Genomic DNA, 18,844 nt, shown 5'->3' with positions numbered 1-18,844 from the left:
TAAGCCAATTTTTTCAAGAAAAGAACGAACTATTATTAACCCTGCATCTGAAGAAAGATTACCTCCACCGAAATCATATGAAAAACTTTTGTTGAAGTTAAGTGAATTTTGATGTAAACTTGTCATAGAAAGAACCTCTTTTCGTGATATAGTTTTTGTTTTAACGCTTTAACTTTAACACAAAATTAGGTTCTTTTCTTTATTTTTTTGTTATTTCACCCAATGGGTGCAAAGTCCAATTTGTTGGACTACTTGTTAATACTACGATTCAATCATTTTTGATGTTTTCTATGAATAATTCAGGAGTATAAAGGAAATAGAAGACTTTATAAATAAAGGAAAAATTAAGGGAGCAATTATTATACCTTCAAATTTCGCTAGAAAATTATATAGGAATGAAAACAGCGAGGTCCAATTAATAATTGATGGCTCTGACCCTACAATAGCCAGAACAGCATTGCAAAGCGGAATACTTATTTCTAAAATGTATTCTATAAAAAGACAAGAAAAAAGCCTAGAAAAAAAAGGAGTAAATTCCTCTACTATAGGTTCAGTAGACATGAGAACCAAAGTATGGTTTAATCCTAATCTAGAAAGTACTAAATTTACAATTCCTGCCCTCATCGGACTTATTATGCAAAATATTACAGTAATGCTAACAGCCTTTACCCTTGTTAGAGAAAAGGAAAAAGGTACTATTGAACAGCTAATAGTTACACCAATAAAATCTGTAGAATTAATAATTGGTAAAATGATTCCTTACATTTTAATCGGTTCAGTAGATTTTTTAATTGCATTATTTTTTGGAACCTATTGGTTTAACGTGGCAATACAAGGGAATATTCTTTTACTAATTATATTAGGCTTGGGCTTTGTAATATGTGCATTAGCAGTAGGCATGCTAATATCAAGCATAGCTAAAAATCAATTGCAAGCTATGCAAATGAGCTTATTATTCGTATTACCAAGTGTATTATTATCTGGATTTGTATTTCCAAGGGAAGCCATGCCTTTTTTAATAAAACATGGAGGAAATATAATACCTCTTACCTATTTTATAAATATTTTAAGAGGTATTATTTTAAAGGGAATAAGTATAAAGTATCTATGGAAAGATATATATATATTGTTGATTTTTGGAATAATCTTATTAATAATTGCATCTATAAGATTTAAAAAGAGACTGGATTAATATAGCTTACCTTATAGTGTGCAAATATTCACTCCACATTTTTTTTACAGGTTCATGTTCTTTTATCATTTTAAATCCTCCTCAGATTGATTGCAAAAATACTCATATTCTTGAGTAAGCAAATCAATAAGCTCACTGTCATTAGGATAATATTTCTCTGCCAATTCTATGGCTTCCTTGATAACTTTCTTTCCCCTACCCCAATTATCAAGTCTCCCATAATAATTTGCTAAACGTTCTCTTTGAACAATCCTATCACGATCTGATTTTTTTAATATTGTATCTCCTAGCTCTATTGCCTTTCTTTGATTACGTGCTGCATATAACCAATCATTTTTGAACATATAAATCATACTTATTTCAATTAAAATATCATATCTGGTATAAGAATTGCTATCATTATTATCAATATATATTTGTTCTGCTTTTTTGCACAAGCTAAAAGCGGCATCATAATCTTTAGTTTTTCTATAAATCAGCCCTTTAAGATAAATACACTCAGCTATTTTTTTATAATCTGCATCTGTTATCCTATTAAAGTAGTCAATACATCTATTGACTATTTCCATTGCAGCTTCAAAGTCATTAGTTCTCATATATGCAAAAGAGAGATAATAAAATATGTCTATCTTAGACTCCATGTCCAAATTAACTCCCTTATTAACTAAAACCTTTTCTGCTATTTCAATAATGTTTTTATCACGTTTTTGCTTAAAAAATATTTCTAGTAATAACTTAATAGCACAAATATATTCAGTTTCTGCTTCAAAATATAAATTATTATTATTAATGGTATTGATAATATATTCTAGTATTTCAATAGTTTTATCAATTTCTTTCTGCTTATGATACAATAAAGCATTTTCAAATGAGCTTCTTAATTTAACTATATGAGTATCAGGAACATACTTATATAATCTAAGAATTTTATTCATTATTTTTTTTGCTTCCCCATATTTCTCTAATCCTTTATAAATCTCTTGCATAATTTGAAGACATACAATCTTATCATAAATATTAATTGGATATCCATTTTCCATTATTTCTACAATTTCTTTTTGTATTGGCTCTGCTTTTTCAAGCATTTTAAGATCTATATAAACCCTTGAAAGATTGTTTTTACTTATTATTGTTTCAATATGCTCTTGCCCTAAAAAACCTTCCTTTATTTCTACAATTTTCAACGAGAGCCTCAGTGCTTCATCCAGAAGTCCTTTTCCTCTATATGAAACTGCCATACCACTCATAATTCTTAATGAGAGTGGATGTCTTTCACTATAAATTGATACTGCTATTTTATATGCTTCTTGGCTTATTTCCAGGGCTTTATCATACTCCCTTATCTGTAAGTAAGTATCACAGATATTTGCCATATTAGTCAATGTATGATGTGATTTTTCCCCCCATACACTTTTTGCCAGCTTATAAACCTGATGTTCAAGGTCTAAAGCCTCCTCACAATATCCAAGGGTTCTGTAGGTACTAGCTAAATTATCTTTATAAATAAGGGTTTCACTATCTTCATTGCCATGCTCCTTAACGCTCCACTTTACTAATTCTTCTTGAATTTCTCTTGCTTCCTCTGCTTTATTTAGATTCATTAAAATATGTGCTTGATTATCCATTGTAATTTTATACTGTTCTGAATCTTTCCCATACTTATTTTCAATTAATTTAAGTAACTCAATGCCTTTTTCACTAGCTTCCCTAAATTTACTCAGACCACTTAATAATTGACACTCTAATTGCTTAAATATTACAAGGTCATATTCATCATCATTTAATTCAGAAATCACTTGACTTACTAAATCTAATCCTAAATTATATTCTCCTAGTTCATAATACAATCTTCCTAAATTGGCTCTTATAAAATTGAGAATAAGAGTACTGTCCTCTTGTGAGCCTTGACAGAGTAAAAGCGCCTTCTGAAAATAGCTTAATTGTTTTCGGGGTTGAAGGCTCTTATCCTCATTAATTGCAAGATATAATGCATAATTTATTGCTTTTTTAAATATTTTGGCTTCTTGTGATGCAATAGCATGTTCAACAGCCTGTTCATATATGTGTGTTAAGATTTTACTAGATATATCCTTCCTCTTAATAATATTATGTAAACTATCAAAAACTTTAGAATGTATCTGTTTAATATCCTCATTATTCTTGTAAAACCGTATAACCATATATTGTTTATATAGTGAATGTGAATATATATAAGCCAGTAATCTATCGTTGATTATATCGTTGTTATATTTAAGAATTATTCCATAGCTATTTTCTATATCTTCTAGATCTGCATCTACGTAAAAGTTGAATTTTTCAGTATTTTGAAGATATATTTTTACAGCTTGTAATATAAAGGGTTCTCCAATAAATGCTCCTATTTCAAGAAGACTTAACAATATTTCTCCCTTTTCTTTATTGAAATGTTTTTGAAGCCTATGAAGTCTTTCTTCCATAACCGCCACACCACTAGGAGTGAAGCCATATTCCTTAAACTCTTTTTTTGACTGTAAGTTCCATCTATACAATATGCTCTTAATTTTTTTATCTATTTGTTCTAAATTATCCTTTACCCATTTCCATTGTCCAGCTTCATTATCAAATATTAACAATTTATAGTCATCTTCTTGTTCTGCAAGTAAGTTAATACTCTCAACCAAAAATAGAGGTTCAATTGTTCTATCATTATCTTCATTTACAAACCATTTCCATAGATTTTTAGCTATTAAAGCAGCTTTTTCTGCATCACCTTGGATACATTGATTTAGTATGGAATAAATATCTTCCATCACAAATCCATCTAACTTCACTGTATACTTTGACAATAATCCTTGCATCTTAACCAGCTTGTCTTTTTCCTTATCACTTTTTATTCTACTAACAAAATCGGAGGGTCTCTCTAAAAATACTATATATATGGGTATTTCAGAAAAAAACTTACTCTCCAAAATACGATTAAAATATGTTATTGAATCGATGTCCATCCATTGCATATCATCAATAATCCAGACTAATCCATTTCTCATTTTATTTTTTTCACAACTATTACAAAAATCCCTAAACAAATTATCTATAATAATATTAATGCTTTTGGTTGACTCATCTGCTTTTACAATCGGTTTTCTTTTTCTTAGAAATCTATCTAAAGAAGTTTGAAGGGTTTGAGCAATATCATTTATACCACCTGCTGTTCCAATGATTTGTCCTACTAAACCTAAATTACCTCCTGCCATTTCAACTACTGGTGTGATTATACTTTCTGCATCACATCCTAAACTGAATTTATCCTTTGCATATTCCCAGAAGTTTGCATTAGTTTTATATGCTTCAATCAGCTTTTTCTTTATTTCTTTTTTAAAGGATATATCGGTTTTTAATTTTAAGTTATTCAAAGCCGATCTAATTTCCGTTAATCCTCCTCGTATTTTTATATTTTCTCCGCTATAAGAACTTTGTAATATTGTAACAGGCATCACCCAGTTATTTGATAATATTTCATTTATAAATTTCTTTGCAAGGGTTGTTTTACCCATTCCGCTATTTCCTTGAATCCTCCTGATTTTTATAGTTTTTTCACATAAAGCTTGTCTTAAATCATTTTTTAACTCGTCTAATATCTTTACTCTACCAACAAAAACATCTTCACTAACGACTTGATTGAGTATATCACCATGTAAGTCATCAACCATTTTGTATCGTCTAAGGAACCACCTAAATTTCATACAGTTTTGCAAGTTTTCTTTTTCTACAAAATCATTCCATTCCCTAGGGTCTTCATCTTTCCAATCAAAAATAGTCAAAACATGGGTCTTAGCCTCTTTTGTATGCTTATCTGCATAATCCTCTACTTCCTTGCTAAATCGTATTCTAGAGCTTTTATCCTTAAATAGATTATAATATTGGCGTAAAAATTGTATGTCTAATGTCGATAAATACTCAGGATTCTTTATATGAAATACCATTCTTGTAATTTTTGATAATTCGTAAAGAAGTCGTATTCCTCCTAATACTAATAACTCTGGTCTTAAAAGGTTTTTTCTTTGCTTTGTAAATAACTTTAATGCATTAGCTGCAATTTCTTCTTTTCTATTTTCACTATTATTCTTGATCTTTTTTTCTGCAATTTTTTCACCAATTGTTATACCCCCTCCCAAAAAGGAAAGTATTATTGGTGCCCCATTACCTAATAGTAAGCTGGTAGTAAAAATCCCTACCTTAGTTATATTTACTCCAATTTTTATGATATCCTTTATTTCATCTGGAGCTTCTTGATCATAATGCTTGTATACATCATTAATCCAATAACCTAAGAAGGATTTATTTTCTTTTGCATCATACTCTATAATAATTGATCTATTTTTGCTACATTCCTCCAAATAATCCTTAAGCCCTTCTCTAGTATCATCGGGATATAATTCATATATAAATGGTATATCTTGTCTGATTTTATCAAGTTCTGTCTTTATTCTTTGCATCATCTAATTATTTTGTCCTCCTTATTTATAGCTTAAGAGTCAACAGTAATAATTTCATTGACTCTTATATATTGTATTTCTTCTTTTTTCTTACCAAGGTAGATATGTCAATATCCAGTTTTTCAGCAGCCTCCTTAAGTGTGCGAGATTTTGATAATGTTCTTTGAATTATTGATTTTTCAAACATATCTATTTGCTCTTTAAGTGATAATTTTCTATTCGTTGACATGCCTCTTTTATATTCCAATAAGTCTGATTTGTTTCTATTTGATACTTGTTCTTGAAAAGCATTGGAATCTATACATGCTCCATCAGAGATTAAAACAAGTCTTTCTATTAAATTTTCCATTTCCCTAATATTACCTGGCCAAGAATAAACTAGAAATAAACCTATAAGGTCTGGAGAGAAAAAGCAGGATTTCTTAAATTTATTATTATAATATTCTAAAAATGTTCTTGCCAATGGCAAAATATCCTCTTTGCGTTCTCTTAAAGGAGGTATATAAATATTTATTACATTTAACCTATAATATAAGTCAGCCCTGAATTTTTTTTCTTCAATTAATTTTTCTAGGTCAGCATTTGTAGCAGCTATAATTCTGGCATTAAAATCAATACGCTTTGTTCCTCCCAATCTGTAGAAATTTTTGTCATTTATTACATCCAAAAGCTTAACCTGTAGTGTATAAGGCATATCTCCTATTTCATCTAGAAATAAAGTCCCATTATTAGCTTCTTCGAAAAGCCCTTTCTTGCCTCCTTTTTGAGTTCCAGTAAAAGCACCTTCCTCATACCCAAACAACTCAGACTCCAAAAGGTGTTCAGGTATAGCTCCACAATTTATTTTAATCAAATTTCCTCTTTTATTTCTATCACTATTCTTGTGAATATATGATGCAAGAAAATCTTTTCCTACACCAGTTTCACCTAAAATTAAAACAGTACTATCAACATTTGCTAATTTTTTAGCTCTTTTATATATCGATTTCATATGTTTATTTTCCGAAATAATTTGATCATCTAAATCAGATTTGATAGTAGTATTTATTTTCTCCGCATAACTTAATGACAATGTTTCATCCTTTGCTATTTCCTTCATCAATAAATCTAATTCCGATACGTCCCTTACAACTGCAATTGTTCTTTTAAGATTATTATTAGAGTCGTAAATAGGCGATCCACTTACAAGGCATTTTTGACCCTCATAATAATTGTTAATTGTTGAAACCTTAGAATTATTCTTTATAATTTTTGCACAACATGAATTAGGCAATATATTGTTTTTTCTCAATTCAAAAACTGTTTTGCCAACTAAAGCTTCCCTTGAAAGACCTGATAAATTTAAAAATGAATCATTCACATACAAGGTCTTTCCCTTCTCATCGGTTATATATATTCCATCTTGCAATTTGTTAAACATTTCATTATTTAAATATATCTGTTCATTTAAGTATTTAATTTGATCAATTAATTCATTTTCTATAGAAAAATCAGCAAAGAAAAAAATATAGTATGTCTTTTCCCTTATCTTTATTTTATTTCCTTTAACACAATATGTACTTTTAGTTCCCTCTATTATTTTAAACTTACTAAAAACATTTTTGTCGACATCTGGAAAATAAAATGTTAATTTTTTATTTTTAAAATTATCTTCAGTCATATTTGTAAAATGGGCAACTACTTGATTATATTCTATTATATTGTAATGGGTATCTGTTATAACAAATCCAAGATACACATTTTCAAAATTAGGTTGTATCAACGTATTGTCCATATAGTTTCCTCCTAAATAAAATATAGGATATATATTGATTTTCTCATATTTCATATCTTTGCGCAAGAAATATATGCAATTTTGCATAATAATATCTATACAAATATATGCACATATGCATATAACTCTTTTCTATTTATCATAAGAAATTGTTAAATAATATACGATTTATATGAAACCGCTTGTATCATGGATAAATAACTTAATTTAAATAACGTTGGCATATATATTGCTTTGAAACTATATAATGGTATTAGTTTATCCAAGAAGTGATGATTGCAGATTTTGTATAAGGAGGAGGATTTATTCTATGTTTAAAAAATTTACAAATGGTTGTGTTGCCGTTGTACAAAAATTCTTACCTGACCCATTCTTATTTGCTGTTATATTAACCTTTATAGTATTTATTTTAGGTATCTTTTCCACAGGACAAAGTCCAATGGATATGATAATTCATTGGTACACTGGATTTTGGAAATTACTATCTTTTTCTATGCAAATGGTTCTTATTTTAGTTACAGGCTTTGCTATGGCTAAAGCTCCTATATTTAAGAAAGGTCTTGAAAGTATTGCAAATATACCAAAAAGTCCTGGAGCAGCTATTTTGATAGTATCTTTTATATCAATTATTGCATGCTGGGTTAACTGGGGTTTTGGTCTAGTTATTGGGGCACTATTAGCTAAAGAAGTAGCAAAAAAAGTTAAGGGTGTTGATTATAGGTTATTAATCGCATCTGCATATTCTGGCTTCCTTGTTTGGCATGCTGGACTTTCTGGATCAATTCCTTTAAAACTGGCTACTGGTGGACCAGATTTAGCTACAGCAACTAATCAAGCTATAACCGAAGCAATCGGTACTGCCAATACTATTTTTTCACCATTAAATATAGTAATTCTAATAATCATTCTTGTAACTATGCCTTTTATCAACAGGGCAATGCATCCTGGGAAAGAAGAAACTATTACAATTGATCCTTCCTTATTACAAGAAGAGGAAGCAGCAACTATTGAATTATCTACTCCAGCAGATAAAATGGAAAACAGCTTTATCATTACTTTATTATTGAGCGTTATGGGATTTGTTTATATAATACATTATTTTATTCAAAAAGGATTCTCTTTAAATCTAAATATCGTTAACTTCATCTTCTTATTCGTTGGTATTGCTTTGCACAAAACTCCTAAAAATTATATCAATGCAGTTAAAGAAGCAGTAAAAGGTTCTGCAGGTATTGTTCTTCAATTTCCATTCTATGCCGGTATTATGGGTATGATGGTTGGCAAAAATATTGATGGCGTTTCATTAGCAGGTGCCATATCAAATGCATTTGTAAGCATCTCAAATGAAACTACCTTTCCTCTATTTACATTTTTAAGCGCTGGTATAGTAAATTTCTTTGTTCCTTCTGGAGGAGGACAATGGGCGGTACAGGCCCCTATTATGATGCCTGCAGGTGCTGAAATTGGTGTCCCTGCTGCTAAAACGGCAATGGCAATCGCATGGGGTGACGCTTGGACTAACATGATTCAACCATTCTGGGCGTTACCTGCATTAGGTATTGCTGGATTAGGTGCAAGAGATATAATGGGTTACTGTGTTGTTAATCTACTTTATAGTGGAGTAATAATTTGTACTATGATGTTAATATTATAAAGTATTTTAATTAATTTTTCTGCAATCATCGCTTTATATTATTTATTCCATTGTGCCAGCTTCTATTAATAAAACTTTAATATTTGCTAGCACAAAGAGTTAATTTATTAAATTGAAATGGAGGGTTTTGAATGAGAGATGTTGTTATTGCATCAGCCGTTAGAACTCCTATTGGAACTTTTAATGGTGCTTTATCCAAGGTATCTGCAGTTGATTTAGGTGTAACAGCTTCCAAAGAGTCCTTAAAGAGAGCTAATATTAAACCTGAAATGATAGACGAAATAATCGTTGGTAATGTTCTAGGAGCAGGTTTAGGGCAAAATGTAGCAAGGCAAATCAGCATCAATACAGGAATTCCCAAAGAAGTTCCTGCCTTAACAATTAATAAAGTTTGTGGCTCTGGTTTAAGGGCAGTAAGCATGGCTACACAATTTATCAAGCTTGGTGATGCAGACATCATTTTATGTGGTGGAACCGAAAATATGAGTAGTGCACCATATCTATTACCTAAAGCTAGATGGGGACATAGAATGGGAGATGGAAAAGTTGTAGATTATATGGTTCATGATGGTCTAACAGATATTTTCAATAACTATCATATGGGAATTACAGCAGAAAATATAGCTCAAAAATGGGATATTACAAGGGAAGAGCAAGATAAATTTGCTGTATCAAGTCAAAATAAAGCTGAAGCAGCTCAAAATTCTAATAGATTTAAGGATGAAATCGTTCCTGTTGAGGTCCCACAGAGAAAAGGTTCTCCTATTATTGTAGATACAGACGAGCATCCTAGACATGGCACAACTATTGAAAAAGTTGCAAAATTAAAACCAGCCTTTAAGAAAGATGGTACTGTAACAGCAGGTAATGCTTCAGGTATAAATGATGGAGCAGCCATGCTTGTTGTTATGTCAAAGGAAAAAGCAGAAGAATTAGGTATTAAACCAATGGCAGTAATAAAAGGCTATGCTTCAGCAGGTGTAGACCCTAGTATCATGGGATACGGTCCTGTGCCAGCAACTAAAAGGGCTTTAGAAAAAACAGGGTGGACAGTAGACGATTTAGATTTAATTGAGGCAAACGAAGCTTTTGCTGCTCAATCAATAGCAGTAATAAGGGATTTAGGCTTAAATCCAGAAAAAGTCAACGTAAACGGTGGAGCTATTGCTTTAGGCCATCCAATAGGGTGTTCTGGTGCAAGAATCCTAGTAACCTTATTATATGAAATGGATAAACGTAAATCACAAAAAGGTTTAGCAACTCTTTGTATTGGTGGAGGCATGGGTACTTCTATTCTTGTTGAAAAATAAATCGGAGGTGTGACTTTTGAGCAAAATTATTTCATATGAAAAAGCTGTGGATAAAATAAAAGATGGTATGACTATTATGGTGGGAGGTTTCTTAGGAGTAGGCAGTCCACATAATCTAATAGATACTATTTTTAAGAGTAATATTAAGGATCTAACTATAATTGCAAATGACACTGCTTTTCCTGAAATTGGTGTAGGTAAGCTAGTTGTTAATAGACAAGTCAAGAAAGTAATTACATCTCATATAGGTACAAATAAAGAAACAGGAAGACAGATGTCTGCAGGTGAATTAGAAGTTGTTTTAGTCCCTCAAGGCACACTGGCAGAACAAATACGAGCTGGTGGAGCAGGTTTAGGTGGCTTCTTAACTCCCACAGGTATAGGTACTATTGTTGAAGAAGGAAAACAAAAGATAACTATTGATGGAAAGGACTATTTGCTAGAGCTTCCTCTAAGGGCTGACGTAGCTATATTAGGAGGATCAATCGTTGATAAAAAAGGTAACGTTTTTTATAATAAGACAACAAGAAATTTCAATCCATTAATGGCAATGAGCTCAGATACAGTAATTGTTGAAGCAGAAAAAATAGTAGAAATTGGGGAAATTGACCCCCATTTAGTAATGACTCCTGGTGAACTTGTTGATTATATAGTAGGGGGGGGAAAATAATGAATAGTAAAGAATTTATTGCAAGAAGAATAGCTAAAGAATTAAAAGATGGAGATATAGTAAACTTAGGTATTGGTCTGCCAACTATGGTAGCTAATTATGTTCCTGAAAATATTAATGTTACATTTCAATCTGAAAATGGTTTTCTAGGATTGGGACCTGCTCCAGAAGAAGGAAAAGAAGATAAAGACTTGACTAATGCTGGTGCTCAACCTGTAACTATGCTTAATGGCGGATGCTTTTTTGATAGTTCAATGTCATTCTCAATAATTAGAGGTGGCCATGTTGATATCACTGTCCTTGGTGCTCTTCAGGTTGACGGAAAAGGTAATCTTGCTAACTGGATGGTTCCTAACAAGATTATACCTGGTATGGGGGGAGCAATGGATTTAGTCACTGGAGCAAAAAAAGTTATCATAGGCACGGAGCATTGTACAAAAAAAGGTGCCCCCAAAATATTAAAAGAATGTATTTATCCCTTAACAGGGGCAAATGTTGTTGACGTAATTGTTACTGAATTGGCATATATGACTATTACCGATAAAGGATTGGTTTTAGAAGAAATAGCTCCTAACGTAACCGTTGAGGAAGTTATAAGTAAAACGGATGCAGAGTTAATCATTGCCCATAATCTTAAAATTATGGATATAGAATAATTTTAGAATACTTACTTTTTTAAAACCCTAATAAGAGCTTTATAAAGCTCTTATTAGGGTTTTATTTTAAAGGTTTTACTATTTTATTTGAGTAATTTTTATAACACATAGGAAATTATAAACCCATCAAATTATATTTATATAATGAAAAGAAAATATTAAAGCCCCGTGATAAAAACTAGTATAATGGTTTAATTTACGCTTATTTAAACCTCTTTAAGTCATTTTTCGTAAATGACCATTCAGGTGTACTTATAGTATCGGCATCATCTAAGTGATACCATGGGCTTATTGCATCATGACTTAGATTAGATAGTATTTGTATATCTTGAGCTGGCATATAGCTTTGGGCCAGCATAAAAAGCTTCTTATCAGAATTGTTGCTCTTAGCCATATCAACTACTATAACAGCATGTCCAGGACTTCCACCCTGGATAAAAACATCACCGATTTCCATGTCCATTAGTTCCACAGTCTCAAGCTCCTGAGATAGCGATAAAGTTCCTGCATACATAAATATTAGTTCCATATAGTTTAGAAAATCCTTGTAAGTATTAGATTTTTGTTTTTCCTTTATATAGCTGGCATTGTTTCCATTGATACCTACTCTATATCCCTCAATCCATTTGCTATAATCCACCCTGAATCCATTTGTAAGATTAAAATGAATTTTATCATATTCACCTCTACTATATAGATATTCCCCTCTAAGCCTCATAATAGCATCAGCACATTGCTGTAGATTCTTTTTGCCGATATCCATATCTACCACAGCTTCATAAACTTCATAATTTTTCTTAATACTACCATCATAATATAATACCTTTGAGCCATGAGGCTTCAATGTCAAATTCCTCAAATATTGAGCAAAGGAGCCATCCCCTACTTCAATTCTTTCATAGCCTTCAGGAACCTGGAATCTTTCAATTAAAACCATAGCATCTTCATTGATTATAGATGCCCTTGGTGTTACTTTTTCTTGAACTGTAATACTTTGCTTAAGGTCATCTTTAACATCTATATTTGAATTTTTAGGTTGTTCATTTATACCACAGCCTGTAAGAATACTTAAGATTAGAATAAGACATATTAACTTTTTCATCTTTTTCACCTTCTAAACAATTTATTTTTTCTTATAAATTTATTAAACCTTGAAGTTCTTTATCTATTTCATAATGATTATATCATACATACTTTAATAAGCAGTGCTACAAATAAAAGGTATGACTCCTATTAAGCCTAGGAATCATGCCTAATTAATTATTTATTATCGTTTACTTAAGACTAATTTATACAGCCTTATTAAAAGAATTTATAAAAATTTAAATAATGTACATACTATTTTCGAGGTGATATTTTTGAAAAAAGTTGTAATTGTACTACTATGCTTAGTCGGTTTAATATCTATTTCCTGTGGACGGAGTTATAATTATAGCGAAGAAGCTACCTATCTACCAGTTCATAAAAATATGACTTTCCAATCTGTCGATAAAGGTGAAAAAGAGAATGAACTGACTAAAATTGTTTATACCATGGACAACATAGACTTTGAAAATGCACTTGCCGAATATGAAGAAACTCTTACCCAGGATGGATGGTCTATAGTAACAGATAGTAAGCCCAATTTAATAGAAGTAAAAAAAGATAATCATATTGCTACAGTCATCGCCTATGAAAAAGACAATAAAGTATATCTAGACATAATGACTAAATAAAAGTGAAATTTATTTTTTATTCTATATTAGTCATCTTTTTATAAAACATATTCCAGAGTCAACAATACTTAGGTTAAATTATATATAGTATACTAGTTTTAAAAATACAGAAAATGATAATTTTAAATATAAAAATATACAACTGTACTAATTTAATTCATTGTGCTAATTTCTACCTAATGGGGTTTTAATATTTCCTTTTCGTTCATGTAATAAACCTATTTTTTTATATGATATCGAAGGGAAAAGCAGGTTTATAAAAATCACTCAAATGAAATATTAAAACCTCTAAGGTATTTCAAAGCTACAAAATTTTATTTATTAGAACAATGGGTTAAATTAATTCCTTACCACAACATTACTCACTTCCGCTAGGAACCACATTCATAAACTCTTCCTCTGGTACATTTATATAATTATTAGGAACCCTTCCAACTATAATTGATTCTGCAATTGGAACAGTAGATTGTACATCTATGTTCTTTGAGATAAATGGAACTATAGTTTTAACCTGAGTATTTACGGCCAAATATATCTTATGTCTTGTTTGATTTATCCCAGACTGTTGAAATTCTGTAAAAAAGTCAACATTTACTCTACCTATAGGTGTTACCTTAATATTAATCTTTGGCCCATATTGGGCTAAAAGTTGACTACCAAAAATATTACCAAGAGGAACCCTTATACTTGCTGTTTCTGTTGATCTTATTCTATTTTGTATAGTTAAGGCTACATCCGACGCTACTTTATTCATCATTATGGTATTTGCTTGCATAAAGGTAATATTCCCCTCGCTATCAGTTCTAATAAAATACAGATCTTGATATCTTATATCATCAGTAATCTTGTCACGTATCGATTCATTTATTGCTTTAGAGGCTATTTCCTTAGCCTTAATTTCAGCTATAGTTAAAACAGTCGGCTTAATTTTTCTATCTACTAATACAAATCCATATATTATTAGAAGTAGTGAAATTAATAAAATTATATATGTATATGCAAAAACCTTTCTATGACTTTTAGCTGCTCTCCTATGCCTTTTTCGGGTAAACACAAAAACACCCCCTTATATCTATGATATGATTGAAGTGGGTGTTTTAGTTCTAGTTCCTAATGATATTTATATTTATTATTACGCACAAGTTCAATCCCTTATTAGTAATTATTATTATTTTTCTTAAGGATAAATCAATATACTACTTACTACTGGCCTTTCTCTTCCATCTGAAGGTCTGTTTAAAACTTCTCCATTGTAATAAAATGTACTTGATCCTCCTCCATCAAGATTATAAGCGTCTTTTACTCCAAGCTCCAGTAGTTTGTCTTGAAGCCTTTCAAGACTAACCCCTATACTCCATTCCCCTTGACGCCCATCTATGACTATCATAATCAAATCATCATTACTATATTTCCCAAGTATTGTACGAGGATGTCTTGTTTCTTTCCATTGCTTAGGAATTTGGACCTTTTTACCATCCTTTAAAAGCATAGGTACAAAGCTTACCCCTTGATAGGGATCAAGCTTTAGAATATCCTCAAGTTTTCTTGGAACAGTTCCTATAACTTGTCCTTTTTTGTTAATTCCCGCAAAAAAGAAGTTTTCTCCATCTTGATAAAAGGGCTCTAAAAGACGTCCATCCACTACAGTATTTGCTGTCATCTTTATAAATTTTTTACCATTTTTCTTAGTTGAAAAAAAACCTCCTCCATTTATGGCAAGTATTGCGCCTTTTCTTTTTGCCATACTAGACACCGTTTCAGCTTCTCCAAGCTTATCCTTTGCTAAATTAACTTTAAAGGCCGAAGGGTCAAACAGCTTAACCTTTGCAATATATCCTCTATAACCTAATTCTTTCAACTGAAAGATCTTTATTTCAACTCTATCACTGATATGAGCCTTTATAGCTGGTCCAAGCATTTCCAATATCTTTTGTTCATAGATATCTTCAGAAAGCTTTTTCTGTTTATCACTGAGATTAGAAAGCTCAGTGATTTTATCACCTTGCTTATTGAAGGTTTCACGCTGATTTATTGCTCCTTCATGAAATTTATAAATTTGATTTTCTAGGCTTACAATATCTTCATGGAAATTTTCGGTCTCTTTATGGAGCCCCCTAATATCTTTCTGAGCCTCTTTCAATGGAATATGAAGAGCATTAGAAATTTCAACAAAGTCCATACAAACTAAAAAAAGAGATAGGAAAGGCGCTACCAAGAAAAAAATAAAAATATTAATTTTTGACATTTGGTGCCTCCTCTAAGATTCTAAGACTCTCTTTAAGTTTTATTAACTTATCATCTAAATATTTGAGTCTTTCTTCAATATCTTCTTGAATATGATTTGCATCTGATAAAGTTGAATCTGCATCCCTAACCTCTTCCTTTAAATCCTTTATTTCCTTTCGAAGTCTCCTAATATCAGAATTAACTATTTTAACCTCTTCTTTTAATTGCTCAACTACCATTATGTTATTTTGCATAACATTATTTATGGATGTATCAATATAGTCCTTAGCATAAATATATCCATAATATACTATTCCACTCCAAAGTCCTATACTTATAATAAACAAAAAAATATTGAGTAATATTTTATTACCTTTTTTCTTTTTTCTTTTAGGTTTTCTAGAATGATAACTTTGTGGATTCATACTGTCTGTCATAAAATCTCCCTTTACTTTATAAATTTTATTTAAATAAAATTTATAACTTTTCACTAAAATAAGAAGAGTTTTTTATCTCTTCTTATTTGTCTTTTTCTTTACTTGATATCTAGATGTACTTTTTTTCACTGTTATTATTCTTATAAGAGAAAAATAACATATATCCATAGATACGTATCATTGCACATGTTTTAAATATCACTTCTATAGAAATATCTGCTACCTTATCTGTTTTAAATATATTTGCACTTGCTATAACCAAATCTCCCATCATTGAATATATAGATAAAATAGTTGCTCTATATCCTGTTAATATATATCTATTTTGAATATCCTAAACAGTAGGCTGAATTAATGCCATATTTCCTACCAAAAACATTATAAATTTAGATATAAAAAATTAAAAATTTGAAAACATCAACGTCTAGCCAAATTTACAAAATTTTTTCTACTAGGATTATAACATATTTCTATAGACCTTTCAAAAGGTATTTAAAATAAATTAGTCTCTTATGCTACTCTGAAAATAGGTTGCAATGGATCATCTTAAGCAAATCAACCTAACATAGCATATGAATCACCTTCTTTACTGTAGATATCCATTCTCACCCTTGCCTTGTTGATACTACTTTATAATTTGGTATTTCTTTTAATTTAACTATATACATTGCTGTAAACAGTTCCTTTCCTATTTGTCAGGTTATCAAAAAAATGAAACACACAAAATCTAAGGTCTATGTATTTTAAACTAATATTAGGTTGTTGAATAACTAAATTTGGAAATTGTTAATTTAGCTAATTCACTATATTACAGGCTTATAATTATTTTTGTGAAAAATATGCTTAATAGTGTAAACGCAGTATTTTACTGTTGGAAGAAATAGTTATTCAACAACCTACAATATAAAACAAACTGTTTTTTAAAGATCGATTTTATCTGTCTATATTATATTTTGAAAAATCTTCCATGTAAAATTAGTTCTTATACTCCTTTTAAAGCAATTCGCATCTGACAAGCGAAACCTCTCCTTGTCACACCAATCTTACCTGATGGTATACTTTCTTTCCTTTTCTCACAAGCAGTTTACCATCTTTAAAATCTTCTTCTTTTATAATAAGGTTTATATCCTTCACTTTTTCATTTTCAATGGATAATCCATTTTGCTGTATTAATCGTCTGCCTTCTCCTCTAGAAGAAACAATATTGATTCTTGTTAAAAGAGATAGCACATCTATCCCTTCACCAATCTCTAATTTTGAAATTTCAGTAAAAGGAATGTTTTCCATATTAGCACCTTTTCCAAATAAAGCCCTTGCAGCTTGTTGTGCCTTTTGGGCTTCCTCTTCACCATGAACAAGCTTTGTTACTTCGAAGGCAAGTATTTCTTTAGCTTTATTTATTTCTGAACCTTCTAATGCTCCAAGTCTTCTTACTTCCTCCATAGGTAAAAATGTAAGTAAAGATAAACACTTTTCAACATCAGCATCGTCAACATTTCTCCAGTATTGGTAAAAATCATATGGTGATGTTTTCTTAGGGTCAAGCCATATTGCACCTGCCTCAGTTTTGCCCATTTTTTTACCTTGACTATTGGTCAACAGGGTAAAAGTCATACCGTATGCTGGCTCACCTTTTATTCTTCTAATAAGATCTACTCCAGATATTATATTGGACCATTGATCGTCTCCACCTAACTGCAGCTTGCAGCCATATCTTTCATGCAGTTGTAAAAAGTCATATGACTGCATAATCATATAATTAAATTCAAGGAAAGATAATCCCTTTTCCATACGTGCCTTATAGCATTCTGCTGTAAGCATTCTATTAACTGAAAAATGCTTTCCAATTTCTCTTAAAAATGGAATGTACTCCAAATTCATGAGCCAGTCAGCATTATTCACCATAATAGCTTTACCTTCTGAAAAATCAAGCATATTAGATACCTGTTTTTTGAAGCATTCTCCATTATATTCGATTTGTTCTCTAGTCAACATTTTCCTCATATCAGTTTTTCCAGATGGATCTCCTACCATAGTAGTTCCCCCACCAATTAAAAAAATAGGTCTATGCCCTGCTTTTTGCATATGAGCCATCACCATTACTTGTAAAAAGTGTCCTACATGTAAACTATCCGCAGTTGGATCATAACCTGTATAAAAAGTAACTGACTCTTTACCTAAAAGCTCACGAATTTCATCTTCATGGGTAGTCTGCTTAATATACCCACGTTCAACTAATACGTCAAAAACGTTTTTCATATCAATCCCTCCACTTTTTTATCAAGTCTCTTCAATATTAAATTCCATGGAAAAATATCTGAACTTCAAAGTAATAAAAAAGAGCCTACTCATCTTTTAAGGACGAGAAGGCCCGTGGTACCACCTTAATTCGCATATAGTAATGCCTCGAACCACGATAACGAGTGGCAACCGTCAAAGCACTTATAGGCTTCAAAACTCCAGAGTGTATTTCATTATCCCATGTACTGTAGGTCTCTCACCACCCGACCTACTCTCTTTGATTGTAACCACGGGTAACTACTTAAATCCTTCATAGTTTCTATCAAAATATATATTAGCCTTATATTACCATAATAAATCTATAATGACAAGAATTTTTAAAAATTAATTAAGCAAAATTTAAAAATTTAATTTGTCTCAATTAAGACCCAAATCCCTAATAATATTAAGATTGTATTACATATATAGATCTACACTTATATTTATCTCCCAAT

Annotated in this window: 14 protein-coding genes and 1 other annotated feature; of the genes, 6 read left to right on the top strand and 8 right to left on the bottom strand. The window is 30.9% G+C overall.

Annotated features, from left to right (window positions below; all coding sequences use genetic code 11):
* Positions 1-307 precede the first annotated feature (307 nt).
* Positions 308-1,192 carry an ABC transporter permease gene (locus tag BUB36_RS11710; RefSeq protein WP_084111993.1) on the top strand — a complete coding sequence of 295 codons (885 nt, stop codon included), beginning with the start codon at positions 308-310 and terminating at the stop codon, positions 1,190-1,192.
* 65 nt (positions 1,193-1,257) lie between these two features.
* On the opposite strand, the gene BUB36_RS11705 is transcribed toward BUB36_RS11710, so the two are convergent.
* Both BUB36_RS11705 and BUB36_RS11700 read right to left on the bottom strand, forming a co-directional pair.
* Complete coding sequence (locus BUB36_RS11705) at positions 1,258-5,670, bottom strand: tetratricopeptide repeat protein (RefSeq protein ID WP_073150291.1); 4,413 nt, start codon at positions 5,668-5,670, stop codon at positions 1,258-1,260.
* A 61-nt stretch (positions 5,671-5,731) separates the two neighbouring features.
* Positions 5,732-7,441, bottom strand: a complete 1,710-nt coding sequence (locus BUB36_RS11700) for a sigma-54 interaction domain-containing protein (protein WP_073150288.1) — start codon at positions 7,439-7,441, stop codon at positions 5,732-5,734.
* Positions 7,442-7,751: 310 nt separating this feature from the next.
* Between BUB36_RS11700 and BUB36_RS11695 the strand changes: the two genes are divergently transcribed.
* From BUB36_RS11695 to BUB36_RS11680, 4 genes are all read left to right on the top strand, one after another.
* On the top strand, positions 7,752-9,095 hold the full coding sequence (locus BUB36_RS11695; RefSeq protein ID WP_073150285.1) for a short-chain fatty acid transporter: 1,344 nt from the start codon (positions 7,752-7,754) through the stop codon (positions 9,093-9,095).
* 131 nt (positions 9,096-9,226) lie between these two features.
* Positions 9,227-10,405: an acetyl-CoA C-acetyltransferase gene (locus tag BUB36_RS11690; RefSeq protein ID WP_073150283.1), complete on the top strand. Its 1,179-nt coding sequence runs from the start codon at positions 9,227-9,229 to the stop codon at positions 10,403-10,405.
* A 16-nt stretch (positions 10,406-10,421) separates the two neighbouring features.
* Complete coding sequence (gene atoD / locus BUB36_RS11685; protein ID WP_073150280.1) at positions 10,422-11,075, top strand: acetate CoA-transferase subunit alpha; 654 nt, start codon at positions 10,422-10,424, stop codon at positions 11,073-11,075.
* On the top strand, positions 11,075-11,731 hold the full coding sequence (locus BUB36_RS11680) for a 3-oxoacid CoA-transferase subunit B (protein WP_073150277.1): 657 nt from the start codon (positions 11,075-11,077) through the stop codon (positions 11,729-11,731). The genes atoD and BUB36_RS11680 overlap by 1 nt, the downstream gene beginning before the upstream one ends.
* 202 nt (positions 11,732-11,933) lie before the next feature.
* Here BUB36_RS11680 and BUB36_RS11675 read toward each other — a convergent pair whose 3' ends face one another.
* Positions 11,934-12,833 (bottom strand): DUF4846 domain-containing protein, encoded by a 900-nt coding sequence (locus BUB36_RS11675; RefSeq protein ID WP_073150275.1) that lies wholly within the window; start codon positions 12,831-12,833, stop codon positions 11,934-11,936.
* 256 nt (positions 12,834-13,089) lie between these two features.
* On the opposite strand from BUB36_RS11675, the gene BUB36_RS11670 reads away from it, so the two are divergent.
* On the top strand, positions 13,090-13,446 hold the full coding sequence (locus BUB36_RS11670; protein ID WP_073150272.1) for a hypothetical protein: 357 nt from the start codon (positions 13,090-13,092) through the stop codon (positions 13,444-13,446).
* A 358-nt stretch (positions 13,447-13,804) separates the two neighbouring features.
* Here BUB36_RS11670 and yunB read toward each other — a convergent pair whose 3' ends face one another.
* The 5 genes from yunB to tyrS form a co-directional block, all read right to left on the bottom strand.
* Entirely contained in the window at positions 13,805-14,500 is a 696-nt protein-coding gene (yunB, locus tag BUB36_RS11665) for a sporulation protein YunB (RefSeq protein ID WP_073150269.1), read from the bottom strand.
* Positions 14,501-14,623: 123 nt separating this feature from the next.
* Complete coding sequence (locus BUB36_RS11660) at positions 14,624-15,691, bottom strand: phosphodiester glycosidase family protein (RefSeq protein WP_073150267.1); 1,068 nt, start codon at positions 15,689-15,691, stop codon at positions 14,624-14,626.
* Positions 15,678-16,109 carry a hypothetical protein gene (locus tag BUB36_RS11655; RefSeq protein WP_073150264.1) on the bottom strand — a complete coding sequence of 144 codons (432 nt, stop codon included), beginning with the start codon at positions 16,107-16,109 and terminating at the stop codon, positions 15,678-15,680. Before BUB36_RS11655 ends, BUB36_RS11660 begins: the two co-directional genes overlap by 14 nt.
* A 109-nt stretch (positions 16,110-16,218) precedes the next feature.
* Positions 16,219-16,383 (bottom strand): hypothetical protein, encoded by a 165-nt coding sequence (locus BUB36_RS19730; RefSeq protein WP_165613081.1) that lies wholly within the window; start codon positions 16,381-16,383, stop codon positions 16,219-16,221.
* A 758-nt stretch (positions 16,384-17,141) separates the two neighbouring features.
* Positions 17,142-18,368 carry a tyrosine--tRNA ligase gene (gene tyrS, locus BUB36_RS11650; RefSeq protein ID WP_073150262.1) on the bottom strand — a complete coding sequence of 409 codons (1,227 nt, stop codon included), beginning with the start codon at positions 18,366-18,368 and terminating at the stop codon, positions 17,142-17,144.
* A gap of 95 nt (positions 18,369-18,463) precedes the next feature.
* Positions 18,464-18,673, bottom strand: a binding site (T-box leader).
* Positions 18,674-18,844: the final 171 nt, after the last annotated feature.

The sequence above is a fragment of the Paramaledivibacter caminithermalis DSM 15212 genome (genome assembly GCF_900142245.1).
Taxonomy (GTDB): domain Bacteria; phylum Bacillota; class Clostridia; order Peptostreptococcales; family Caminicellaceae; genus Paramaledivibacter; species Paramaledivibacter caminithermalis.
The sequence above is the reverse complement of the archived record's forward strand: the minus strand, read 5'-3'. Positions and strand labels throughout refer to the sequence as shown.